The organism is Dyadobacter luteus (assembly GCF_003383615.1).
Classification (GTDB): domain Bacteria; phylum Bacteroidota; class Bacteroidia; order Cytophagales; family Spirosomataceae; genus Dyadobacter; species Dyadobacter luteus.
The window spans coordinates 286,845-311,702 of record NZ_QNUL01000003.1 but is presented as its reverse complement, the minus strand read 5'-3'; the positions used below and the strand labels follow the sequence as shown (position 1 = coordinate 311,702).

13 protein-coding genes are annotated in these 24,858 nt (G+C 44.2%); 6 read left to right on the top strand and 7 right to left on the bottom strand.

The features are described from left to right. Window positions 1-2 precede the first annotated feature (2 nt). Window positions 3-1,550, top strand: coding sequence for a 2-oxoglutarate dehydrogenase complex dihydrolipoyllysine-residue succinyltransferase (gene odhB / locus DSL64_RS06380; protein ID WP_115829826.1), 1,548 nt, complete (start codon window positions 3-5; stop codon window positions 1,548-1,550). Between the two features lie 103 nt (window positions 1,551-1,653). Here the strand turns inward: odhB and DSL64_RS06375 are convergent, their stop codons facing one another. The 7 genes from DSL64_RS06375 to DSL64_RS06345 all read right to left on the bottom strand — a co-directional run bounded on the left by DSL64_RS06375 (window position 1,654) and on the right by DSL64_RS06345 (window position 17,106). Continuing rightward, the gene (locus DSL64_RS06375) at window positions 1,654-2,979 is read right to left on the bottom strand and encodes a fibronectin type III domain-containing protein (protein WP_115829825.1); all 1,326 of its coding nucleotides are present in this window, start codon (window positions 2,977-2,979) and stop codon (window positions 1,654-1,656) included. Between the two features lie 41 nt (window positions 2,980-3,020). Then, complete coding sequence (locus DSL64_RS06370) at window positions 3,021-5,054, bottom strand: fibronectin type III domain-containing protein (RefSeq protein WP_115829824.1); 2,034 nt, start codon at window positions 5,052-5,054, stop codon at window positions 3,021-3,023. Next, complete coding sequence (locus tag DSL64_RS06365; protein ID WP_115829823.1) at window positions 5,054-10,906, bottom strand: carboxypeptidase regulatory-like domain-containing protein; 5,853 nt, start codon at window positions 10,904-10,906, stop codon at window positions 5,054-5,056. The genes DSL64_RS06370 and DSL64_RS06365 overlap by 1 nt, the downstream gene beginning before the upstream one ends. 4 nt (window positions 10,907-10,910) lie before the next feature. Beyond that, entirely contained in the window at window positions 10,911-12,596 is a 1,686-nt protein-coding gene (locus DSL64_RS06360) for a hypothetical protein (RefSeq protein WP_115829909.1), read from the bottom strand. Window positions 12,597-12,833: 237 nt separating this feature from the next. After that, window positions 12,834-15,263, bottom strand: coding sequence for a T9SS type A sorting domain-containing protein (locus DSL64_RS06355; RefSeq protein ID WP_115829822.1), 2,430 nt, complete (start codon window positions 15,261-15,263; stop codon window positions 12,834-12,836). A 287-nt stretch (window positions 15,264-15,550) separates the two neighbouring features. Further along, window positions 15,551-16,273 carry a LytR/AlgR family response regulator transcription factor gene (locus tag DSL64_RS06350; RefSeq protein ID WP_115829821.1) on the bottom strand — a complete coding sequence of 241 codons (723 nt, stop codon included), beginning with the start codon at window positions 16,271-16,273 and terminating at the stop codon, window positions 15,551-15,553. A 170-nt stretch (window positions 16,274-16,443) separates the two neighbouring features. Continuing rightward, window positions 16,444-17,106, bottom strand: a complete 663-nt coding sequence (locus DSL64_RS06345) for a hypothetical protein (RefSeq protein WP_115829820.1) — start codon at window positions 17,104-17,106, stop codon at window positions 16,444-16,446. A gap of 384 nt (window positions 17,107-17,490) precedes the next feature. On the opposite strand from DSL64_RS06345, the gene DSL64_RS06340 reads away from it, so the two are divergent. The 5 genes from DSL64_RS06340 (at window position 17,491) to DSL64_RS06320 (ending at window position 24,834) form a co-directional block, all read left to right on the top strand. Next, complete coding sequence (locus DSL64_RS06340; protein ID WP_115829819.1) at window positions 17,491-19,719, top strand: tetratricopeptide repeat-containing sensor histidine kinase; 2,229 nt, start codon at window positions 17,491-17,493, stop codon at window positions 19,717-19,719. 76 nt (window positions 19,720-19,795) lie between these two features. Further along, window positions 19,796-20,335: an RNA polymerase sigma-70 factor gene (locus DSL64_RS06335; protein ID WP_115829818.1), complete on the top strand. Its 540-nt coding sequence runs from the start codon at window positions 19,796-19,798 to the stop codon at window positions 20,333-20,335. A 71-nt stretch (window positions 20,336-20,406) separates the two neighbouring features. Then, window positions 20,407-21,084 (top strand): hypothetical protein, encoded by a 678-nt coding sequence (locus tag DSL64_RS06330; RefSeq protein ID WP_115829817.1) that lies wholly within the window; start codon window positions 20,407-20,409, stop codon window positions 21,082-21,084. 127 nt (window positions 21,085-21,211) lie between these two features. Then, on the top strand, window positions 21,212-22,309 hold the full coding sequence (locus DSL64_RS06325) for a DUF4374 domain-containing protein (protein WP_158547889.1): 1,098 nt from the start codon (window positions 21,212-21,214) through the stop codon (window positions 22,307-22,309). 158 nt (window positions 22,310-22,467) lie between these two features. Then, window positions 22,468-24,834: a TonB-dependent receptor gene (locus DSL64_RS06320; RefSeq protein ID WP_115829815.1), complete on the top strand. Its 2,367-nt coding sequence runs from the start codon at window positions 22,468-22,470 to the stop codon at window positions 24,832-24,834. The last annotated feature ends 24 nt before the right edge of the window (window positions 24,835-24,858 follow it).

The following is a 24,858-nucleotide window of genomic DNA, read 5'->3' as shown; positions in this document are numbered from 1 at the left end:
AAATGGCTGAAATTGAAATAAAAGTACCGCCCGTTGGCGAGTCTATTACCGAGGTGACAATAGGAAACTGGTTCAAAAATGATGGGGATTTTGTGAAGATGGACGAAGTCATTTGCGGGCTGGATTCGGATAAAGCAACTTTTGAATTGACTGCGGAAGCAGAAGGTGTTTTACATATTAAAGCGCAGGAAGGCGACACGCTGAGCATCGGAGATCGTATTGCAACGATTGATACAGCTGCGTCTGGTGGTTCTGCGCCAGCTGAAGAAGCTAAAAGTGAAGCTCCGGCAACAGCTGCTGCTGCTGCACCAGCGCCGACCGAAGCACAACCAGAAGCTGCTGCTGAGGCCAAAATTTACGAAATGAAAGTTCCTGCGGTAGGTGAGTCTATCACAGAAGTAACTATTGCTTCATGGAGCAAAAAGGATGGAGACCATGTAGAGGTGGATGAAATCCTTTGCGAACTGGAGTCGGATAAAGCAACTTTTGAACTGCCAGCAGAAGCTGCCGGTACTTTGAGAATTGTAGGACAGGAAGGTGACACATTGGCAATCGGTGCATTGATTTGCAAAATTGAACAAGGTGCTTCATCTGGTTCAAGTGCACCTGCTGCGCCAGCCGCTGCTCCTCAGTCTGGTTCTGTTGAAAAATCAGTAGAAAAACATGCTTCTCCTGTTGCTGCGAAAATACTTGCAGAAAAAGGAATTGATGTGAAAGATGTGAACGGCTCAGGAGCTGGCGGACGTGTCATGAAAGATGATGCCTTGAAAGCAGGCAGTAAACCTGCTGCACCTGCGAAAGCGGCTTCTGCTCCTGCAGCGGCGGCACCTGCACCAGCTGCAAGTGGTAACCGTGTACAGCGTCGTGAAAAAATGTCATCACTTCGTAAAACGATTGCCCGCCGTTTGGTAGCAGTGAAAAATGAGACGGCTATGCTTACAACCTTCAACGAGGTTGATATGAAGCCGGTAATGGATTTGCGTTCGAAATTCAAGGATAAATTCAAAGAAAAACATGAAGTTGGATTAGGTTTCATGTCCTTCTTTGTGAAAGCAGTTACTGTTGCTTTGAAAGATTTCCCTGGAGTGAATGCTTCAATCGATGGAGAAGAAATTATCTTCAACGATTTCGCTGACGTATCTGTAGCAGTATCAACTCCGAGAGGTTTGGTGGTGCCAGTTATCAGAAATGCAGAAGCACTTTCTTTCGCTGCAATTGAAAAAGAGATCGTTCGTTTGGCAATCCGTGCCCGTGATGGTAAACTTGGTCTTGACGAAATGTCGGGAGGTACTTTCACAATCACTAATGGTGGTACTTTCGGATCAATGCTTTCGACACCGATCATCAACGCTCCTCAGTCTGCCATCCTGGGTATGCACAATATCGTGGAGAGAGCAGTAGTAGCAGACGGACAAATCGTAATTCGTCCTATCATGTATGTGGCGCTTTCTTATGATCACCGCATTATTGATGGTAAGGATTCTGTAAGCTTCCTGGTTCGCGTGAAGCAATTGCTGGAAGATCCGATGAGATTATTACTTGATATGTAATATACATTTAAGCCCGTCGTGAGACGGGCTTTTTTTATAACCTCTTCTCTAAACTTCACCTCGATTTATTATCGTGTATATCAGTTTTACCTGATTGATTTATTTATCTGGTCGAAGTTTTAAAACTTTGATTGGCTCCATAGGTTGTTACGCCATTCATGGTTACAAATGCACGATAGTGATAAGTTGTAACGGGCAAGAGATTTTCAATAAATACGGTAATAGCCTTGGGGAATGAGGTGATGTTTCCGTTATAAACAAACTTAGCGTCTGCTGTAGTGGGGTTGGCATTGGTAGACCAGCACATTCCATACTGAGAAATGTCTCCATCTCCTCTCGCTGTTATCCGTCCCAACAGATAGGATGTTAGTCCACCAGCTTTGGGAGGATCGGTGATGACAGTCGGTTGACGTTCTGTATTTGTTTGAAAAACGCGATCAGCTCCATAGGTTGTTACACCATTCATGGTCACAAATGCCCGGTAGTGATAGGTCGTGCCGGGTGTCAGATTGATTGCGTCACCACCAAAAGATTTTGGAACCTGATTGACATCTCCACTAAAAATCAGCTTCTCTCCTGACACGGTAGGGTTCTCACCTGTAGACCAGCAAATACCATACTGCGAAATAGCCGATGTACCTCTGGCTGTAATCTCTCCCCATAGATATGATCCGCGTGCATAGGGCTTGGCGTCGCCTGTTTGCACTTTTGGCTGGATCTCATTCTCAGTTTTGAAATTTAGATTTTCTCCATAGCTGGTTACACCGTTTGAGATTACATAAGCTCTGTAGTGATAAGTAGTGTTCGGAGACAGGCCGCGTGCGTGTGTTGCAAAAGAGTGAGGGAATCCGGAAACATCATTTTTAACAGTATACCTTGCACCCGATTCTGTAGTTGGATTATTGGTGCCGCTCCATACGATTCCATATTCTGAAATTGGATAAGTTCCTTTCGAGATAATAGCGCCGCGAAGGCGTATAGAATTGTAAGTCACAGAATCAGCACCATCCGTTTTGATCCCTGGCTGCAAGACTTCTGAGGTTTTGAATTTAGTGACTTCACTGAAAATCGGACCGGATTGGAGCACTACAAATGCGTGAACATAATAGTCAGTTGCAATTTGCAAGTTGGTGTGCGCTCCGGTGAGTAGGATAGGCGTGGGAGTAGCCATATCGATCGCGCCTTTTTTTACACTGTTGTCATCAATTACGGGCACACCATCAGAAGTAGATATCGTAAATCCATGATCCAGAATCGCCTGATTTCCGGATTTAGTGATTGAAGCTGAAAAGCTGGCACTATTAACACCGACAGCCGTGATGCTTACGTTTGAGAGAGCCGGAGCTGATAGTTCTAATTTTTCTTCACAAGAAATACTGAATAGCAGAGTAAATATTGCTGCAAAAATGGTACGGACCGAAAGTTTCATGGAGGTATTATTTAAGAGGTTGCTAAATTGATTTCCGGATTTCAGTCCACCCTTGCGCTTTTTTCAACGCCGACAGGACTCTTGATTCCTTTTGCGCTGATCTGCATGGAGTAGAAGTGCAACTGGCCTGCTCTGACATTGGGAATCACATATACCTCTTTTCCCGGTTGTATTTCAGCTATGAGAACGGCGTCCTTCTGGCCATTGCCCCGTGAGAAAATTAGGTATTTGTCTATACCCGAAACGAGTACGTCATCCCATGTAACCTCAATTCCTTTGCTGGTTTTGCGCACATAAATCTCAGGAGCTCTTAAAGCTGTGCGGGAGGAGGTAAGTTTTTTTGTACCCAATGCATTTCCTTCCACACCGAATTGATCAGTTGCAGTTACGGCATAAGCGTAGCTCATTCCGGGTGTTGTTGTTTTATCTGCAAAAATGACTTCCCGGACTAGCTCCTCACTGATCTTCTTGAATCCGTTTGTTAGCAATGTCTGAGGAGATAACTCTGTTTCATTAGGTTTGCTGCCGGCGCCGATGGCCTTTCGATATACAGCATAGCCACGGATGCAGGCATCATAAGCAACCATATCTTTCCAGCGCAAAGTGATTTTTCCTGGCTCTGTGTAGCCTTCTACATCGTAGGGAGTTTTGGGCAGGATGATATCGCCGGGGCTGCCGAATACAGCGTGTGAGAGTTCACTGGTCCTGTTTTCGTAATTCAATGTCTTGACGGCATACTTATAAACTATCCTGCTGTTGTGTACAGTCGTGTCAGTAAATGTTGTATCCTGTGTAATGTTGGAAATAGGGTTGAATTGTTCGCTGCCCTGCAAAGTCCGGAAAACCTGATAGCTGCTGACTTCCGGAGAGACCACTTGTTTCCATGAAATAACAGTATTTCCGCTGCTGTTTTTAGCAATTCTGACCCCTTCCGGGGCTTCAATAGCTCTCCTTTTTGCAAACATGCGGTGCGATACATGTGCTGATGGTTCCGACAAACTTCCGCGTATGCTTAGCATTCTGAATCTGTAATGATACAACGTACTGGGCAAAACCTGAATGTCAAGGTATGAAGTGGCAGTGGCTGAAATGGTATCCAATACGGTGTAACCTTCACTGGGAAGTTTGCTTCGTTCAATCACAATTCCCCCTAAAAATGAAAGGTCTCCGATTGTTTTCCAGGAAATGAATATCCCGCTGACCGTATCCCTGACAGAAGCAATGGGAATCTGAGGCAGATTTCTGAAATTCTTCGAAACCAGCGATACAGTGTCTGATGTGGGGCCAGCGAGATTCACCAGCGTCTGTGGCACGATGTAAAATCCGTAAGAGAGTCCCGGTTTTACCCGTTGCTGCCAGATGAAGGAGATATTCTCATTCTTTTCATCACGATTAGCAAAGGCGTATCCTGCTTTTTTAAAAGGCATATTGGCTTTTTCTCTCATCCATATTTCTCCCAATGTTGCATCGGGAGAGCTGGCTACCTGTAGCTTCCATGTTACAATCACTGACGAATCGGCTTCAATGATATTTTCAAGCAGGGGTTTGGCAATAACTGGTGGGATGCCTAACGTCAGATTAGCTTCAGATGTTTTGTTTACCTTGCCATCCACCGTAATGAACTCAGCTTTGTAACGGATGCTTTTAGCACCCGCCTTTTTTACCTCTTCATCTTTGTATACGGCGCCCATGGCTACAGAAAAATCAGGATTCAGTACGATTATTCCGTAATCATTCAGCAGTGGATTTTTTCGGACATATTCCCAGGCATCCTGTTCGCTTTTCAGGTTTTTCTGGATTTGAATATCATGCAAAATAGTCTGTCCGGCCACTCTTTTGAAATCTTCCTGTGTACCTGCCGCCTGAACTCTCCCAAGCGGTTTAAATGCTTCATTACCAATGGATCGATAGAGATTGACACCAGTCAGATTTTCCATGGGTGTCTGTGCCGACAACCTGCGGTCGGAGAGGTAAACGTAAACAGCTTCCTTACCTTCGCTTGCCCCGATTTGTGCAAGGCTGGGGATCTGGCATAGGATCAAAAGTCCCAGCGATATGATTGTTGTAAGTTTCATTATTCAAAAAGTCTAAGTGATATACCTATACCGCGATTAGAATCATAGGAGACATCTGCAGCCGCACCAGCGCAAACTTTGAGACCGCAGGGGAAGGGAACCGGAAATTTGAAAGCAAGCGAATTACAGCCTCCTTCACATCCTATATGCGCCCTTACGTGGCCAGACAAATGTCCGCGAACACCCCATGCACTGCTGCCGTAATATCCTTCAATTTCTCCTTTAATGCGCACATCAGCCGAAGCGACTTTGCCCAACGGTGAGATGGAAGCGCTACCGCCTGCATGCCAGTCTGAAGCAATTTTGAACCCGAAAGAGTTAGACTTGAAGTTGGCGTACACTTCGCACATGCCGGAGTTTTTATACCAGGCCGTTGCGCTGATCGGTCCTAATGTAGCGGTGTATGGTCCTATATCAATAGAGGAATGAGTCCCGAAATATCCTCCGTAGAGTCGCCCGTTGGTCAGCACGTAATCAGGGATACCGCTCAGCGATGTGTGGGTGCTTTTCGGTACGTTCCATCCGGCAGCGATATTTACACCAGTATCAAATATGCCTAAAATGCGTGTTCTGGAATAACCGGCTACAAACCAGTAGTTGCTTCCTGTTCCTGTGTAAAGTTCAAGGTGAACACCTGATTTACTTTCTACATCTATTCCTTTCATCAGACTGAATCCTGCGCCAAATTCGCCGTCAATAAAAAATTGTTTGCGATTGAAATCCAGTTTCATCGTGGCGGAGCCCAATGTCCATGCGTCAAGTACTTTTACCCCGGCATTTCCTTCGAAGACAGGTCCGCCGGGAGCAGAGGTGATTTTCAGAGCGACCGGATCCAGCGCAACAACCCCATACGGATCCGGTGCAACGGTGATCCGTCCTCCTGCATTGATGCTGTAAATGTTTTCGGCGAAGTTGAAGTCAAAGCCTCCAGTCAGTCTGTCCAGTTTTACCAGACCAATCGGAATGATTACATTCGCAAGAAACTGTGCACCTACACGTATGCCACTACTTACGGGTGGGCTATTGCTCAAACGTGGCGCACTGTTTATTTTTTCATACCAGAATTTCAGTCCTACTCCGGATATACCAGCCAGTTTGAGCGCTCCTTCCCCTCTGAACTCGGTTTCATTGAATTTCAGCTTTGCTTCTACTGCAATGGCGGAAGCCAGATTGAAGTTAATACCCAGCTCATCTATCCGTGGTGCGGCACCTTTTCTGAAGTAGAGCGTGCCGTCTGCGCCAGCGCCAAACATGGGGATATTTAACCGGAACTTACCGCCAACAGTGATTTGAGAAACATTGGAAGCAAAGCCGAATTTGGTGATGCCCAACTTAGCCATACCTGCAAAGTCCACCTCAATATCTGTATCAGCTACTACCGAGAAATCACCATTGGTAGCTACACTGAAATGGTCGAGCGTGATGCGTTGGTTAATCCATTTAGGCAGATCAATACTACCTGCACCAATGAAACGATAGTGGGTACTGCCGGCTATTTTTTGTATTGTGAAGTCTTTGCCAGGTGTAGTTTTGAATTTAACCTGACCAAAAATATCAACTCCTGTTGATGGAAGTAAAAATGTGCCACCTGTTAATTGCTGCGCGTTGATACCCAATTCTTTGACCGATATTTTTGCCAAATCAGATGATGGGACGGGTACCTCCAGTTCACCATTAAGTTTTAAGCCATACTGGTTGATATTCACTCCGCTGAGCTTCAGTTTCCAGGTAATCAGCGTTAGGGTAGGTGCGGGATTGAGGTTAATGCTTACATCTTTGATTTCACCCCGCTTACTAATGACAAACCGGTCGAGTTTCAATTCCTGATTGTTGAGGAGGGGAATGCCTTCAATCTTCACCATCCCTTTCAGATTCAAACCTTCTTTGTCAACTGTGCAGCCAGGCAGATCGGGTATTACTTTTATTCCATACAAGCTCCAGCCTTCCGCCGGACCGGAAAGTCCCAGCGAGGTAAATGATGCAGTCCCGGCGCTGTTGATTGGTGCGATGATATTTTCTGTAGCCCCCATCCTGATCTTAACAGGTACAGAGGGCAGCGTTATTCCCGAAATCGCCGAAAAAGTCGCTCCCCAGTCAATGTCCGCTTCGCCGGCAATTTCTCCGTGTGTGCGGCTACCGGCAGAGGCAGGGCGTACCCGTAGTCCACCGGCATTCCTTAGTCTAACGATCAGGTATTCAAATGCCTTCAGCTTGATTTCTGATACATCCGTGATCAGTTCTCCGCCTTTGGGATAAATTGTATTTCCTTCTTTAATGATCGTTTTGTCAGTGAAACGTAGTGACAGCTCTGTATTACCCGTCTTTTTAAATATAGGATTGTCCGGCAAGCTTTTCAGTTCTCCGGATATGATGAATTCGTTGGCGCTCATACCAGGCTTCGAACGGAATAATACCAGCTTGAAACCGAGCAGACTGGCAGCATTAAATCCCGGATCGGTTAAGGTGAAATCAATGCTGTAAGTTTCATTTGGATTAAATTGCTTTGTGTTTTCTCCTGCAAGCATCCCTTCCTTACTGGCGACCAGTGTATACTCCCCGGCAGGAATTCCGGACAGGATATATTGGCCTTGCTGGTTAGTTTTGGCGAAAATATGTTCCATTCCTTCAACAGCAACAACGGCATCAGCAACCGGCGCACCGGCCAGTCTGACCTGCCCGCTGGCTTTGGCTCCTGCTTTCAGACTTACTTCTACCGAGAGGGTATCCTGTGAAGCATCGAGAATTACTTCCGATTTTTTGGTGGCATAAAAAGAACCTTCAGGACCATTTACAATGATTGCGCCATTACCTCCCTGCACGTCTGAGACAATAGTGCTTCCGGCTGAATTTGTAACAGCTTCACTCATACTGCCCTCTGCTGATACTTTTGCGTTGGGAATGGGCTGGTTGTTGCCAGCATCTTTTACCAAAACCTTCACAAAGAACCGACTCATCACAATGACATGCCCGGATGAAACTGATGACGAAGGCATTCCGTCTCCGAATACATCAAAGTAATTTTGAGCAGCTGTGGTGAGTGTTTTTGAGGTATTGTTCAAGGTACCCGCCTGCACCAGCTTTTGGCTGGTTGGGGAAGATGATGAAGCTGTTTTTGATGAAGGTTTGGGCGTAACCGTTTTGCCATCATAGATACCTGCACCTTTGAAATTCAGACGTGCTGTATTGACAGATTGTGTCCAGCTGCTAATGGAAGTATTGACGGACCTTCCGGGTTGGTAGGAGCCCTGAGGTTTGGATTGAGCTTTCAGTTCAACCGCATACTCTGTGTCCCTGAATCCTGGCTTCCGGGCAATCAGAATATGTTTTCCCTCTGTCTGGCTTCCGGTGAAGTTACCTTCTTCATCGCTATAGAATGCTTTGCCACCCGTCTTCCATGTCAGTGTGGCATCGGGGAGGGGCTCTCCGTTTGTATCAACGACTTTACCTGATACCGTGATGAGTTCAGCATTAATAAATAGAGGGTCAATTGTTTCGCGCAGACCACGTTGAGATAGGTAAAGGTCTTTATCATGAATGGTTTGTTTGCCCTTAAAATTAACCATCACCTCAACCGCTTCAGCACTGACAGGTATATTCTCTATCGTGAATTTGCCAAGACTATCTGTAGTGGCGCTTCTGTCGTTTAGATTGACAGATATGGCGGTCATGCCATTGGACAGTTTGGTTGGTTGGGCTGACTGGCTCCCTTTTTTTCGAACTGTTACGATAGCTCCTGCTACAGGAACCTCTCCATTTTTTGTCAATACACGTCCTTCCACTACAGGAAGCGCGATATCTGCGACAAAGCTTTTTTCAAGTAAAACCACCTGATCTGATTCAGACAGATTTGCTCCGAGATTCGAGAGGTCAATCAAATTAAGATTGTGTACTGTCTTCCGCATTCCTTCGCCTTCGATCACGACAGAATAGCAGTCGGTAAAACCTTGACTGTAAAAAAGGCGCGGCCAGAAAGAACCGTTCTTCCCGATGGCAACCACCTCTGTTGGTTGGTCTGAAAGGCTGTCTCTCATTACTTCGTGCAGCAGATTCTGATTGGTGGGATTGCTTATGTAAAACCCGCTTGTCCGTTCAAGCCTTACCGTGGCCAGATCGAGCTCTGAACCCTCCTGATTTACTACTTTTACACGGACGCGGAATGTTTTAGCCAATCCCACAAGATCGCCGAAATCATAGCTGCCCTGCTGTCCTGCTACCAACGGGATGTCATAATCAGCAAATTCGAAATAGGGATTATCAGTTTTCAGGTACACATCATAACCGTCAGGAATGTCATCCATGTAGTTTAAAACAAACTCTCCCGCAGTATTTGTAGTAGTTTGACCGAGCAAAATTTCATCCTTTTCGCTCTTCCCGTCTACCCGGAAAATCATCGGGGCAGCTTGCGCAGGTTTGCCTGTTTTACTTTTTTTTCTAAGATAAAGACTGATTTTGGTTTCCGACAAAGGATAACGGTTTTCATCTGCAAGTGTCAGAATTCTTTCCTGATGACGCTGGCGGACGGTTAGCATACTTTGCACGTTTGTGCTCGCACGGTCTGTAAGCGCTGTGGAAACGAGGCTGATAGTGGTGTTTCCTCCTCCGAAGGAATGAATTCTACCTGTATTTGCAGTTGAAACTCCTGTAGGCAAACTGTTTGCTTTCTTCGTTCCGGTCACAGCGGTGGCCACATTTCCCCGAAAGCTGCCGGACATTTCCAATGACTCAAAACGGGATAAACCGTTCGAATTGTCGCTTGGAAAATGTGGGTCTTTGACTTGTGCAGGTGGCGGTTCCGGCACGAAGCCTGTTTCTGATTTTCTGTATGCCCATATCAGTTTTCCTTTAAAGGTGTTTTTGATAAGGTCTCTGATCTGAATATCTCTGGTGAATCTGACATTTGGCAAAACCGCGCGACCACCTTTCTTTTGCTTTTCTTTTTGAACATCCGAAATTGCAGCGATCTGTTCAGGCAAATAGGATTTGTAAGTAAAAGCCCTCACTTCACTTCTTCCATAGTTTCTGAACGCAGTTTTTGCATTGGGATCTACAGCTGCCACCGCCCAGGCATAACGGCGGCCAGGCACCAGGGCATGATCTGACGGGCCGTACACATACGTATTGCCCATGATTTCCTGATCGAAAATCGGTGACCCTGAGGCTTCATATATCACGTTAGGATCGGTGCGGCGTCCGTCCGCTTCAAACATTTCTACAATTCTCAACCGGTAGCGCGTATTGGGATCGGAACCGGCGGGTTGTGTCCATGAAAAAATAACATTTTGGGGCTGAAAAGCTTTCACTTCTGCATCCTGAAATGGTTGTATCAGAATGGGGGGCTCGGGATTACGCATGAAAATTGAGGTGCAACCTGCAGGGCTTGCCATTGAAATAGGGGTCTGTGTCCGTCCGGGTGTGTGGTCGTAAGCACGAGCACAGATAGAGTACATACCTTCAGGAACGCGGTCCGAATTTTTGATCTGACGTTGGTCTGTGCCAATGTAAACCAAACGGTTCGGATCATAAATTTCCATGATCTCATTGGGGAAAAGTTGTCTGGTTTCAAATGGATTCAGCACAATAGGTGTGGCAGGAACATAGTCAGGACTCGTGTAAATCCTCACGCCATTATCCTCACCATGAATCTCAGCGCGTATGTAAATGCGCTGTTCCTGGTTACTCTGATTCTGCACTGTGACAATCATCTTTCCCGGTGACGAAGGAGACGGGCGGTAGTCAGTCAGGCTTGTAGAGTAAGGAGGCAGAATATTGAGCGTAAGTCGTATAGCAGTATTTTGTGCCATTGTATTCAGACAGGCACAAACCATTAAAAGAGACAGTAGTATCCTTTTCATAATATCAAAAATTAAAAGTATAGCCCAGTTCTCCTGTCAGTTCCGAGTATTGCAATGGTTCTCTGTCAGCGTATGTCAAACTATTATTCATCGCATTAATCCGCAGCGCAACGCGATGTCCTTTCATCGGGATATAAGCAAGGTTACCTCCCAGGTTGAGGATTCTTCCATCGCCTTGTATCGGTTTGGTCATGATGTAACTATTGCTGGTACTGATGGCCAGTTTGTTCTTGAAAAAAGCCTTGGAAAAACCAAGGTTTGCGCTGTAGTTGCGGATGTTTCCGGCGGCAAGTTCGTTGGAGGTATAATTCAGTCCTGAACTGATGTTGAGTCCCAAGCTGTTGATTGTCAGGTTGTGGTTGAGAAAAATAACCTGTGAAAGTATGTTAGCTGCCTGAAGCGTATCCTTGTTCAGATCTTTCAGACTACTCATATTGTAGGACAAAATGAGTACCTGAGTCATTTTTTTACCTGGTAATATAAGTCTTGGCGTGACGGATATGTTGCTGTTGGTTTGCGCCAGCAAATACCGGTTCTCTACCAGGGCGACTGTGGGCTCCGCATTGGAAGTATAATTGGCATAGTTGGCATCCAGCCCCAGCCTGTCACTGATATCCCAGGAGAGATTAGCCAGTCCGATGACTCGACTTGTGGTAGCATTTTTCTGTTTTTTTACGTTGTCCATCTGAATCCCGATACTGCCCGCAAAACGCAGCTTCCCTTTTAATGCATTGAATGAAGGGTTGAGTGTAAGGTTTTTTACATCGTCCTGGAAAAAGTACGCTCCCATCGACTGGAAGTTAGGGTCAACGTATTTGTAAATCAGTTTTAAAGTAAAATACTTACCTGTGTAGCCAGCTCCGGCGTTGTAGGCTGTATAATATTCAGTCGTCCCGTTTACTTTCAAAACATCAGATACGCTTCTCAGAAATTTCCTCGACGAATCGATTTCGACCTCCAGATCCGACCTGCTATCCCGTGTGAAAACACTTATTCCTCCATCACCGAACACCTGAAAGTTTTTGAGCACACTGATTTTAAAACTGGTCCCCAGTACCGCGTTGGCTGCTGGTCTTATTCGTGCCGAATCGGGGTTGATATTAAAATCTTTTTCGCGGTCTTTTGCCTGTAAAAAACTCAGGTCGAAGTAATTTCTCTCGGTTCCGTAACCCAGTTTGACAGCCGTCCCAAATCTTGAAAAACTGTATGGACGTATAGCTCCGGTTGTGGTATCAACGGTGATAGCGCGGTTTAATCTGCCTGTCATTAGTCCGAAACGGAGTTTTCCCGGATTCAATTCTATGCCTGCTCCCAGCATCGTATGGCCTGCGAGCGTGTAGGGTGAGAAGCTGATGTTGCGGTAGCCTGCGTGTAATGTCGCCCATTTATAAGTTGGACTGAGTCCGAACTGATTGAATGGTTGACTGAAAGAGCGTTCCTGTTCAGAGAAAGTAAAGGAAACAGGAATACGGATTCCGTAGAGTGAAATGGTGGGGCTTCCTGAGATCACCCATGACAGCGGACTTCTGCGAGCTGGAATTCCTTTGGACTGATAGCCAATTAACCGCATATCCAGGGCACCGCTGACAGCGAATGGTTTCTGAGTTGCAATGGTTGATATATCCTGCGCTGCCACGGGAATCGCCGACAGCCAGGTCATCAAAAGCAGAATAGGTAAATAAAGTTTCATAATAACCGGTTTAGCCTTATTCATTGATATTTCTTTCCAACTGGCAGGGTCTGACTATGATTCATGACTGACCACCTGCGAGCGATTCCTGACTTAAACTTATACTTCTGACAGATGCTATTTTGACACAATGATTGAAGAGCACATTTTACTTAGCGAACTGAGTATCGCTGTGAGTGAAAGGGAATATCCTTCCGGGAAAATGACTGATGTTGCCTCAGCATATTGTACTTGCTTTTATCGGACTAAAACCAGTTTCCTGGTCATAGCTTCCCCGTTTTTCATAGTAATTACAACGGTGTAATGTCCTGGTTGTAGTTGACTTATGTCCAGGTCGGTCGACAAATTTTTACTAATTTTTAAAACACTGGTACCTTGGGCATCAAGGAAATTAATATGATCCGGATCAGTGTACGGGGCAGAATCAAATTTTAAACGAATCGTATTACCTGAAGCTGGATTAGGGAAAAGCGAGATCTCATTGAGGGCTTCTGTCGATACAGACATGATCCGGCTGTAATTCAGAGAACCGTCCAGATCAACCATCTTAAGTCTGTAATAGGTTAGAGAGCCTGATGTATTGCTGTCTGTGTAGCTGTATTTTATTGTTTCTGTTGTTGTCCCCGCTGCTTTTATCTCCGCAATAGATTGCCAGTTTTGTGAATTTGTTCTTCTCTGTATGTCAAAATGACTCGCATTGAGTTCTGAGGATGTTTGCCAGGTCAAATGGGTAGATTGTTTTTTAGGTACCGCGTTAAAACCAATGAGCTTCACAGGTAGTGCGGATGAGGAAGAAATATAGCCGAAAGTGGAGAAGGATTGCAGGTTACTGAACTCTATATACGCAGTTCCGTTTTGGGTACCTTTTGTTTCTGTCAGGATAGTAAATGTTCCCGGTTCCAGGATGCCATCCGACGAGAAATCTGTAATTGTTTGATCAGCTGTAGCTTCTTTTTTAAACCAAAATCCTGTCCCTCCCGCGGTTTCTGTTTCCGTGAGTTCTTCCGGTTTGTAATAATACCGAATGGTGGGCTGTGTATTCAGCGCAAATCCTGAGGTATTGACGGACAAAAGCCGTTTCATCATTGCAGACCTTGTCGATCCATTGGAAACCGCTGGCGTGTGATCAAGCATACGTATTGCGATTTTAAGCTTAAACAATTTCAAGTCAGCGGCAGAAAGTCCCTTTATTGCGAAAACGGGGCGGTCTTGCTGGTCAACAAAATAATGGAATCCTTCGTTATCCGCACAGGCATCGTAGCGGGTCGTCGCAGTGGTTTCTTCCGTTGCAGCAGGTGTTCCCGGGCTGTTTATTGCTGCGTAAGTAAAATAAGATTCGCCTTGTGGCAGCTTTGTTTTTACCTGAAAACTGGAAAAAAGCGGAGGTGTTGTAGTCCCATAAAGAATGGCGGGAATGAGCTTAACGGCTGTATAAGTTGAAAAAGTGGAATCGGTACTGATCAGCAGACGTGCCGGTGCGCATGGATCAAATGATTGGGCACCGCCGGGCACTGCTCCTGAAGCAATAGCCAATCGGATTGAGTCGGACACGCCGTGATTCTGAACACGCCAGACCCGTTTCAGGCGCGTTCCTCCGGGGATGGCCATAGTGTTGTCGTTATTTGCATAGTCATGATACGTTCCTTTATCTCCGATCAGTAAAAACGATTCGTTTGAAGAAACCGGACTTTTCTCTTCGGCAATTGTACTAAGAACGGGATCAGGGCCGTAACTTCCATTATAGCTTAGACGGGCATCAAGGGATGCTGTTGACGACCTGCCTATCCCAATCACGTGATGGTTATACCCTTTCGTCGTGTCCCAAAGATCGGTCATCCCATCCAGCGTTACCCGGCTTCCAATGATGGGATCAATAAGCAGAGGTATGGAATATTTTAAGGAAAGGTAAGTGTGCACACGATGCCGTTCTTCCACTGACAGTTTACGGTTATAAACAATAAACTCAGCAAAATCGTGATGTTCGCCGCCTCCGGAGCCGGGAGGAAATGCAGCATTACAGCCCAAATACACCCAGCCATTGCTGAATGGCAATATGCCTCCGGCATCAATTTGTGTAAATTCACCATTCAGAGCAGCTACTTTAGGCTCGTTTCTTTGGTCGTACCCATAGGCAAAATTGAGAGAAGAAATGGTCCATCCGTATTCCAGTGCCTGTACGGAATTAAAATCCTCTCTTCGGTTCACAGAGTTTAAAAACTGGTTTTTTTCATCCCCGTTGCCCTCCAGGAAACCCGGATAAGCAGATTGTCCTCCAAATCCCCATGTTACCGGTTTATAGGGAAGACCAGAATAAGAATATCCATATCGCCTGCTGACAGCAAAGACTGTGTAGGAAGCATTTACATCGTCAGGGAGTAGTTTTGCCCTTACTCCGGCTCTGTCCATGCTGACAGTTTTATTGTATCCGGCAGTGTGATCTTCCTTCGCAAACAGACCTGGACTTGTAGCCAGAGCAAAACGTTCCAGTGATGTGCTTCCGAAACGCGGATTCCACTTTTGAGTGGTATTGTCAAAAGACTTGCCGTCATACCAGGCAAAAAGGCCGGAAGAGACACCGGCGGGAGACATATAGGGCTGTGCGAAAACCGCCGGATGTGTAATACAGAATAGCAGGAGTAAGTATGCTGAAACAGATAACTTTTTCATAGCTCGTCTGGTTTTTTAAGGTTTGAAAAGACTTTTGTGTGTATGTATCGGGAAGGATTAATCATTGAGTTCCGGAAACAATTACATCTCTGAACTGAGCAATAGCTTACATCCGAATCCCGGGTGAATGGGAGAGCAGAATATCAAAATCGAGCAATACAGACTTCTCTTGAAAAAAGGAACAGGATCTAAGTACAAACAGAAAAAAGGGAATGTAGATAGCCTTTCAGACTAAATCTCTGAATGTTGTATTTGTGAACGATGTATGTTTGGCAGGTGGGGTTAAGCTAGAACAGCCTGAATAAAAGCGCTTCTTTTTTCTGGGGAGAAACCTCAATTTCAGAACCATCAGATAATTCAAGTGTACCTCCGTCCCCTTTGCGGTATTTCACAACAAAATCCAGATTGACAATCACTGATCTGTTGATTCTCATAAAGCTGACGTCATCCAGAACAGGCTCAAATTCTTTCAGGGTTTTAGAAACGATGATCTTTCTGGTATCCGTAAGCATGAACACGCTATAATTACTCATAGCTTCTACTCTGATGATATTGGCTTTATCGACAATATATACGCCCTCAGCGGTGGGTAGAGCCAAACGGTTATTTGGTTTTTTCTCTGCCTTGATCACTTTATACTTTGCTTTTTCAGTTACCCGTTTTTTCAAGCGGATAATTGCAGTTTGCAAGTCGTCCTCGTCAATGGGTTTAAGCAAATAATCAACAGCGCTCAATCGCAAAGCTTCCAAAGTGTAACTATCGTAGGCGGTGGTAAATATTACCTCAAAATCAAAACTGCCCAAGCGTTCCAGAAATTGAAATCCATTGAGTAACGGCATCTCAACATCCAGAAAAAGTACGTCGATATTCAGACCGGCAATCAGATCTGCAGCAGGCACGGGCTCGTTGAAAATGCCTGCAACCTGCAATTCATCTTCAAATATCGCAAGTTTATGCGCCAGAATCTTACTTCCTCTTATTTCGTCATCTAAAATTGCAGCTCGTAACATCGTTCGCTTTTTTGTTCAATTTCGTTTTTTTATTCTTCGCAGGCAAGTTAATCGCTGCATGATCAAATGAAGATTTTCAGGATCGGCCAGTCACCTCATGCATGCAAGGCAAAGTAGTGCTTATTGTCGGAGGTATCCGGAGTGGATTGCCTCCGACCTGTTTGCGTGTCTCATTCTGTTGTTCCTATCGTAACCTGATCTCCTGATTCGATCAGCATCACAGGTGAAGTATGACTTGTCCATGAAGGGACCATAATTCCCATGAATTCGTCCTGATTGGTTTTGAAACCGTAGTTGTCCAGTTTGTATGCGGCATACCGTTTACCATCAATCCATTGTAACACGTCACGATTCTCTTCCGTAACCAACTTAAAACCGAGTGTTTTAACCCAAAATGATTTGTTCAGAATCGGTGTGACCTCTGATTTTTTTACGACGAGAGCATGGCTCATATTATTCCCGATGCCGTTCTTTATTAAATCATACGATTTTAGTCTCATTTTTCCATTGGCATCTTTTTCCAGGGAAAATGTGAAAACAAGCGCACCATCGGAATTGTGGTCGAACTTAAAAGTACCATTGTCCAAATTAGCTTCCTGGATCCTTAATCCTCCACGTACGTGTGCACTTGCCTTGACAATGTTACCATCTTTTGCGAAGGATAAAACGTATAATTTTCGGTCAATGTTTCTAACTTCTGCCACAATATAATAGTCAACCATTTCGGCGATGGATACGGTGGTGTCTACAGGAGTTGCAGACTTTTCCTTACAGCTGCCAAGTAAAATAAACAGCAAAGGAAAGATTGTGCAGATGTGAATCAGATTTTTCATGATAGTGCTTTTTTGTGTGAAACTATAGTTGAGTGGAAAGAGTGATTGAAATATTCACCGTGTCACTGCTTGCGATCCGGTGAATCAAACTTATGAAGCTTTCAGAGGAACATTCGGTCATATTGATTGGAGCCCGGGCATTAACTAGTGAATGACACATTAGAATGAGCGAGCTTGAAAATGAAACGGGGCAGACTCAGCAGATACAGAAAGCACCATATCCGGCCCTGATCAAACCAGATTTTATGCATTCAAAATGGGGTTGAGCGAATGGGCACTTTGAACCAGTGAGATGGCAGTATAACTTAGTTAAGGGTCAAAGTTTGTGTTAACGAATATGTAACTTTAATGCTCGTAAAATCATGTATGTAACGATCCGGATCAATGAAGTATTGGTTAAGTATTTTTCTGAAAAGTCTGCTTTTTTTATTTGGATTTCTTTTTCAGTTTGAAGGTGTGGTTTGCTATGCGCAAAACAGTAAGGTAGATTCCCTTTCCCGGATTCTGAAAAATCATCCTGCTCAGGATGACAAGAGAGCGCAATTACTGCTTAACCTTTCGCTGAATTACCTGCAGCAGGATCCGGAAATGGCGCTTGCTTATCCGGATGAGGTTCTTTCCTTTCAAAATAAACTGAAAAACAAAGTATTGGTATCTGATGCTTACCGGGCAAAGGGAAATATATATTCTTTTCTTGCAAGATTTCAGGAGGCCATAGATGCGTACAGCGCCGGAATTTTATGGGATGAAACTATCCATTATAATGTAGGAATCGCCGCATCGCTGGGAAATATTGGTACCGCCTACATGAGTCAGGGTAAAATGTCGGAGGCGCTGAAATACTTTCTGCAAGCGCTCAAAAAGCATGAATCTTTACAAAATGAGTTGAATGTTGCAATTACGTTAATGAACATTGGTATTGTTCATACTGAATTACGTGACTATGACCTGGCCATGAACAATTATCAGAAATCGCTGCCTATTTTTCAAAAATACAAGCACATGATTGGCCAGGCGCATACGTTAACCAATATGGCAGTGCTCCAAATGAAAAAAAAGAACCTTTCGGAAGCTGTGAGATACAGTAAATCAGCACTTCAGATAGGTGATTCAATCAATAATATGCGAATCAGATCGCGCGAAAATGGAAACTTATCTGCCTACTACGCGCAACTGAAGCAGCCCGATCTGGCTCTGGAATATGGCTCTAAGGCTATCGAACTAAATGAAATACTTAAAAACCCCAAAGGTCTGGGACTTAATTATCAAAATTACTCAGATGCTTATTTTCAAAAGAATGATTATGTAAAGGCCAAATCATATGCCTTTAAAGCTTTAAAAATTGCGAAAGAACTGGACCTTGTGGATTTGAAAAGAGATGCTAACCTCGGATTGAGTGAAGTGTACACTGCCCTCAACAAACCAGATAGTGCATTTTTTCATTATAAACTGTACAAAGAAACGGGAGACAGTATCAGTAGTGACGAGAAGAAAAATGAAATTACCCGCATGAGCATACAGCACGAATTTGACAAAACAGAAGCTGTTTACAAGCAAAAACAAACTCTTGCGGAGGGACAATTGAAGCAACAGCAATTACAAATTGCACTTAATAATGCTGAATTACAAAAGGGAATACAGCAAAGAGATTTACAAAATGCACTATTGGAAAATGAAAAGCTGGTCAGCGAAGAAAAGCAAAAACAATTACAAATTTCTAAAAATAATGAGAAGCTTCAATTAAGCAAATTGAATGCATTATCTCAGGAGCAAAAACTAAGTCAGCTTGAAATTCAGCAACTCTGGTTATATGGTATTCTGGCCATTGTCTGTCTTGCATCGGTCCTCATTTATTTGTTGAATCATGCTAGAATCAGGAGATTAAAGTTTGCCAACATCTTGCAACTTCAGGAAGCTGAGCAAAACACACTTAAAATGGAATACCAATATCAGCTTTCGGAGAGTGAATTGAGAGCGATTCGTTCGCAGATGAATCCCCATTTTATTTTCAATGTGCTCAATTCCATTGAGTCCTATATCATGGATAATGATAAAAGAGTGGCATCCAGACTGATTCAGAAATTTGCTTCTCTGAGCAGGTTAATTCTTGAAAATTCTATAAAAAGTCTTGTTTCAGCGGACAAGGAGTGGAAAGCATTGCAGCTGTATACGGAATTGGAAGCCATGCGCTACAACAACTCCTTTACCTATAGTTTTAAACAGGACGAAAATTTGTCTTTAAATACCATTCTTTTACCTCCCATGCTGATCCAACCTTTGATAGAAAATGCTATTCTGCACGGCATAGTCGGCTCGGGCATACAGGACGGGCATATTTCAGTAACGATGCAGTTGCTTGATAAGGTTCTGATCATCACAGTTATCGACAACGGCGTCGGCCTGCATGGTAATACACGAAAAATGGCCGTCAATAGCACCAAAGAAAAATCAATTGGTTTGAAATCTATCAGGGAGAGAATCAAGCTGATTAATGATCGGTACCACACTTCGGCCAACTTCACAATTGAAGAGCGGGAAGGTGAGAGGGGAACTGTTGCGGTTATCAGTCTTCCGGTATTGACAACGGCTACTGCCGAAATGGATGCAGTTTAAGATATTCAAATAAGTTTAAATCTTATTTGGACTGTTTCTAGCAAGTGCTACTTTTGCATTTCATTTAAGAGATGCTATGTCCCAGGCAGGCCTTCACAAGTCATTGGTGGTATTAGACGAAGCCAGTTTCACAGAGATTTATAACATCTACTGGAAAAAGGTTTATAGCATTTCTATGGCTAAACTGAACGATTCTGATTTGGCGAAAGGGATTGTACAGGAGGTATTTAAGTCGCTCTGGGAAAGGAGAGACAGCATTGACGTGATTCAACAGATTGAGCATTATCTTGTCCGGTCGGCAAAGCTGAAAACACTGGAATATCTTCGTAACAAAAGTACCAGAGCCAGGCATCACGAGATGATCGCACTGAAACAAACTGCTGCTTACGAGGATACGGAAGGGGAAATCATCAGCAGCAATTTGCTGGATAACATTTCTCCGCTGATCGAATCGCTGCCACCAAAGTGTAAGGAAGTTTTCAAAATGAGTCGGGAGAATGAATTGTCAAATAAAGAGATTGCATCCATGCTTCTCATTTCTGAAAGGGCAGTAGGGCAGCATATCTCCAAGGCGGTATCATTCCTGAGGTTGCGGCTGGAGGGATTTTCGTTTTGATTTACCTTACTTAATTCTATTTTCTACTACATTTGCTTTCGGGACCTTTATTATACACAAGGGTACAAGACATGAAAGTTACAACGGAACTGATCGAAAAGTATAACCAGGGACTATGTACTCCTTCGGAGATTAGTGCCGTGGAAGAATGGCTCCTGAATGATGACGATACGGATGAGATAGAGATTTCCGGTGCTTCGGAGACACAACTCAAAGCGGAGATCTGGGAGGACATTGCTCCGATTCTGCCTTCTGCAAAAGTCGCACCAGTTGTAGTTCCATTTATGCAACGTTATAAGTGGATGGCGGTCGCAGCATCTGTTTCTGTTCTGATTGCGGTTTCAGCGACTTTGTTCAACTCAATAAACAAGGAAATCGCAAATCAACCCGCCTTGGCAGAAGCCGGAACGAAGGGCATCCGTGCTCAGCAGCAGGAAATATTTACAGAGGATTTCGACATTGTACTGGGGGATAAAAGCAGAGCAAGTTTTGATTCTGACAGAGGATTGGTTGATTTTTGCGGAGCTATTAAAATAAGTCCCAAGAAAGATATTTCATTGTCGTTCAGTGATGTATGTTCCAAAGATGGATCGTCTTCAAAAGGAATTGATTTCAAGAAAGGTGAGACTTATTTTGCCATGAATTACAAAAATCAGGATGCCGACCAGGTTGTGATCATGAATGAAAATCTTATTTTCGAATTACCACCATTACTTAAATACGAACTCTCGGAACAGTTTGATATATAAAAATCTTACTCAACTCTTTAAGCGCAGGCTGTTTCTTCCCGTTTGTGTACTCATTGGTACGGTTGCTCTGGTGTCGGGTTGTTCCGAAAAAACATCTGAGCATCAAAAAAAATACAGCATACTTGTAATGTCCAAAGAGCACGTTCAGTACGTGATCCAGACCGATACACTTGATGGGGGTACGATTGATCCGATTAAGACGGGCGCTTCTGTGCTTTCTCCGAAGAGGATTTGGTTTTATATGATGGTCAAAAACGGGAATTACTTTTATATCAATCGCAAGACTGATTATTTTGTTCGTAACCGTATCATCGACAACCAGTTTACGCCGATTGATTCGCTTCATTTGCCCGACATGCGTGACCTGGAAAACTATAACTGGTATCATCCTGATTCGCTTCTGATCATTTCTTATCCGGGTAAAATGAAATCGCCATTATATGCCCGGATCAATACGACTACAATGACAGCAACCACGGGCGTTTTGCAGTTACCGATTCCGTATGCGCCCTTTAACAACATGACTGTAGGATTTTCGGAATTCAGTAAAGACAAACTGTGGGTGGGATATACCTACCATAAAAGTAGCCCAGAAGGATACGGATCGAGCGATACGGTATATGTCGCCAATCTCAATTATCCATCCATGTCTCTGAATAAGGTTTTTAAGGATAGCAGATCCACGTATCCGGGAAGTGTAAATACGTCAGAGGAGACCGCGTTTCGGGATGAAAAGAATGACTTCTATTACCTGTCGTGCCCGGGTTTTGCCAGAGGAGGAAATCCACAGCAGTCTACAGCAATATACCGTATCAAAGCCGGTGAAAACGAACCTGATAGCAGCTATTTCTTTAATATTTCTGCTTCATCGATTGCCAACCATGCGTATGGAATGTGGTATATCGGTAACAACAAAGCCATTGTCAGAAGTGAACGTAAGGAGCTCTTCAAAACTTTTGAGGATCATTACATGAAACCGCACATGGAATTTTATGAAGTAGATCTTACCACGAAAGCCGTTCACAAACTGGCCCTTCCACTGGACAAAGGCACCTCGCGTACCTGTGTGCTGAGTGAAAACGGACTGGTTTACATCTCCGTTAATTCTGATACGGAGGGCAACTACATCTGGGTTTACAACCCTAAAACCAAGTCACTGAAGAAGGGGTTGAAACTGGAAGGAGATGTTGATTACATTTTTCGGCTGGAAAAATTGTATAATTAACATATTGATTTTGAGTGTATTGATTTATTTTTTATAAAAATAACAACTTTTTTTCAGACCAAAGCTTCCGAAAATATTGTGTTGTGCAACTTGTAAAAGATGCGGTATTCCAGTTCTGGCATGCCTCATCTTTTTTCAGTTTATGAGCAAATAACACAATGCGTATTACCAGTATTTTCCGAAGAAGTCTGCCTGTTTTATTTTTATCTGTGTGGGCGGTTTGTGCCTATGGACAGACCGTGTTGACGGGAAAGATCAGCGAAGACGACGGAACAGAGTTGCCCGGAGCAAGCGTGCTCGTCAAAGGAACCGCTACAGGTACAGCAGCCGACGACAAGGGAGTGTTTCGACTGGAATTAAAAAAAGGTGGGTCATACACCATCCAAGTGTCTGCCATCGGTTTTCTGAGCCAGTCCAAAACCGTTCAGGTAAAAGCAGGGCAGGAGACCAGTCTCAACTTTACCTTGAAGTCGAACGTAAAGGAAATGGGCGAAGTGGTGGTACATGGCAAAAATGAATCACAGCAAATCAAGGAACAGGCGTTCAATGTCAATGCGATAGAAACCAGACAATTTGCCAACAGCACCGCCGATATGAATCAGATTCTGAATCGAAGTGCAGGGATTAAGGTACGGGAACAAGGTGGTGTAGGTTCGGATTTTAACTTTTCCATTAACGGTCTTTCCGGTAAAGCGGTCAAGTTTTTTATTGATGGTATTCCGATGGACATCATGGGAAGCACCATGTCGCTGAATAATATTCCTGTTAATCTGGCAGAGAGAATAGAAGTGTACAAAGGGGTTGTGCCGGTAGCCCTGGGTGCGGATGCACTCGGTGGTTCGGTGAATATCGTTACAAATCAGGGTGTTAAGAATTATCTGGACGCCAGTTATAGCTACGGATCTTTCAATACGAATCAGGTAGCGATTTCCGGGCAGTACACGCATCGTCCGACAGGCTTCATTGCCAAGGCCAGCGCTTTCTACAATTACGCCGATAACAATTACCTTATGAAGGGTGTTGAGATTTGGGATGAAACACAGAATGCATACGTGTACAAAGACTTGCCACGTTTCCATGACCAATACAAGGCCGCTATGGGGCAACTGGAATTGGGTGTAGTCAACAAGAAGTGGGCAGATGTGTTTTTTGTCGGCGCTTCCTACTCTCAGTCCGACAAACAGTTGCAGACGGGTATCCGGCAGGAGGTAGTGTATGGCTCGGCGACGAAAAACGGAGATGCTTACAATTTCTCACTTCGGTATAAAAAGGACAATTTCTTCCTGAAGGGGCTGGGAGTAAATCTGTATAGTACCTTTTCAAAAGACAGCTACATACTGGCCGATACACTCACCAGAAAGTACTACTGGGATGGAACGTATATAGATGCAGGTAATGCGGAAACGGGCAGCAGAAGGGTAACGCATGTTGACCGTCCAAGGCTGTTTTCAAGAGCGAATATTAATTACGTGATCAACGAAAATCAGTCGATCAATTTTAACTATACGCTGGATCGCGTGCGCAACCAAACCTACGACGCACTGATTATGCAGGAAGATGATGTGCCGGGACGGATTACAAAACATATTGCCGGACTGGCCTTCCAGCAGAACTTTTTTAACAAAAGATGGAGCAACACGCTGTTTGCAAAATACTACGGAATTGACCTGAATAAGCGCCAGTATACTTCACTTACGCAGTCCTACTACGATGAAGGTGCTTTCAAAAGTTATCTTGGTTATGGTTTGGCTTCGGTATATAAGTTGGGTGAGAATGCCGGGGTAAAAGGGTCCTATGAATTTACCTACCGTGTGCAGGACATCAATGAAGTTTTCGGGGACGGATTTTCCATTTCAAATAACCTGGCTCTAAAACCGGAATCGGGCGATAACGTGAATCTGGGTGGGTTTTATGGTATGAAACTGGGGCGCGGATCATTGTTTGTGGAGGGCTCAGCATTCTACAGAAATTCCCGTGATTTTATCTATGCAATCGAGTACGCGACCAACCGTTTTCAGTATCAAAACGTTTCCAAAGTGCTGATCAAAGGTTTGGAAGCGGAGGTGCGCTATAGCTACAATAGGTTACTGAATGCCTCGGTAAACGTGAGTTACCAGAATGCGATTGATAACACGAAGTATACGCTCAATTCATCCACATCTACTTCAAATTCTGCTACTTATAAAAACAGAATCCCGAATCAGCCCTGGTTTTTCAGTAACGCGGATCTTGGTATAGGGAAAAATGATGTCTTCCAAAAAGGCAGCCGTATCCAGTTTAACTGGAGCACGCAGTACACGCACTGGTACTACCGTACCTGGGAGGCATTTGGTAACAAAAAATATCAGCTAACTATCCCGAAACAGCTCGTACATCAGGCCTCAGTTTCGTATTCGATGCATCAGGGCAAGTACAACTTTTCGCTTGAATGCAGGAACCTGACCAATGAGCTGGTTTATGACAACTTCAGACTTCAAAAGCCAGGCAGAGCTTTTTACGCCAAATTCAGACTTTTCTTAAAATAAATAGTAGTAATCATTTTTCAATTT

Coding starts and splice junctions, on each gene's coding strand:
- odhB (WP_115829826.1), top strand. CDS start 3: ATGGCTGAAATTGAAATAAAAGTACCGCCCGTTGGCGAGTCTATTACC.
- DSL64_RS06355 (WP_115829822.1), bottom strand. CDS start 15,263: ATGAAAAAGTTATCTGTTTCAGCATACTTACTCCTGCTATTCTGTATT.
- DSL64_RS06360 (WP_115829909.1), bottom strand. CDS start 12,596: ATGAAACTTTATTTACCTATTCTGCTTTTGATGACCTGGCTGTCGGCG.
- DSL64_RS06320 (WP_115829815.1), top strand. CDS start 22,468: ATGCGTATTACCAGTATTTTCCGAAGAAGTCTGCCTGTTTTATTTTTA.
- DSL64_RS06375 (WP_115829825.1), bottom strand. CDS start 2,979: ATGAAACTTTCGGTCCGTACCATTTTTGCAGCAATATTTACTCTGCTA.
- DSL64_RS06340 (WP_115829819.1), top strand. CDS start 17,491: ATGAAGTATTGGTTAAGTATTTTTCTGAAAAGTCTGCTTTTTTTATTT.
- DSL64_RS06350 (WP_115829821.1), bottom strand. CDS start 16,273: ATGTTACGAGCTGCAATTTTAGATGACGAAATAAGAGGAAGTAAGATT.
- DSL64_RS06330 (WP_115829817.1), top strand. CDS start 20,407: ATGAAAGTTACAACGGAACTGATCGAAAAGTATAACCAGGGACTATGT.
- DSL64_RS06335 (WP_115829818.1), top strand. CDS start 19,796: ATGTCCCAGGCAGGCCTTCACAAGTCATTGGTGGTATTAGACGAAGCC.
- DSL64_RS06345 (WP_115829820.1), bottom strand. CDS start 17,106: ATGAAAAATCTGATTCACATCTGCACAATCTTTCCTTTGCTGTTTATT.
- DSL64_RS06365 (WP_115829823.1), bottom strand. CDS start 10,906: ATGAAAAGGATACTACTGTCTCTTTTAATGGTTTGTGCCTGTCTGAAT.
- DSL64_RS06370 (WP_115829824.1), bottom strand. CDS start 5,054: ATGAAACTTACAACAATCATATCGCTGGGACTTTTGATCCTATGCCAG.
- DSL64_RS06325 (WP_158547889.1), top strand. CDS start 21,212: ATGTCCAAAGAGCACGTTCAGTACGTGATCCAGACCGATACACTTGAT.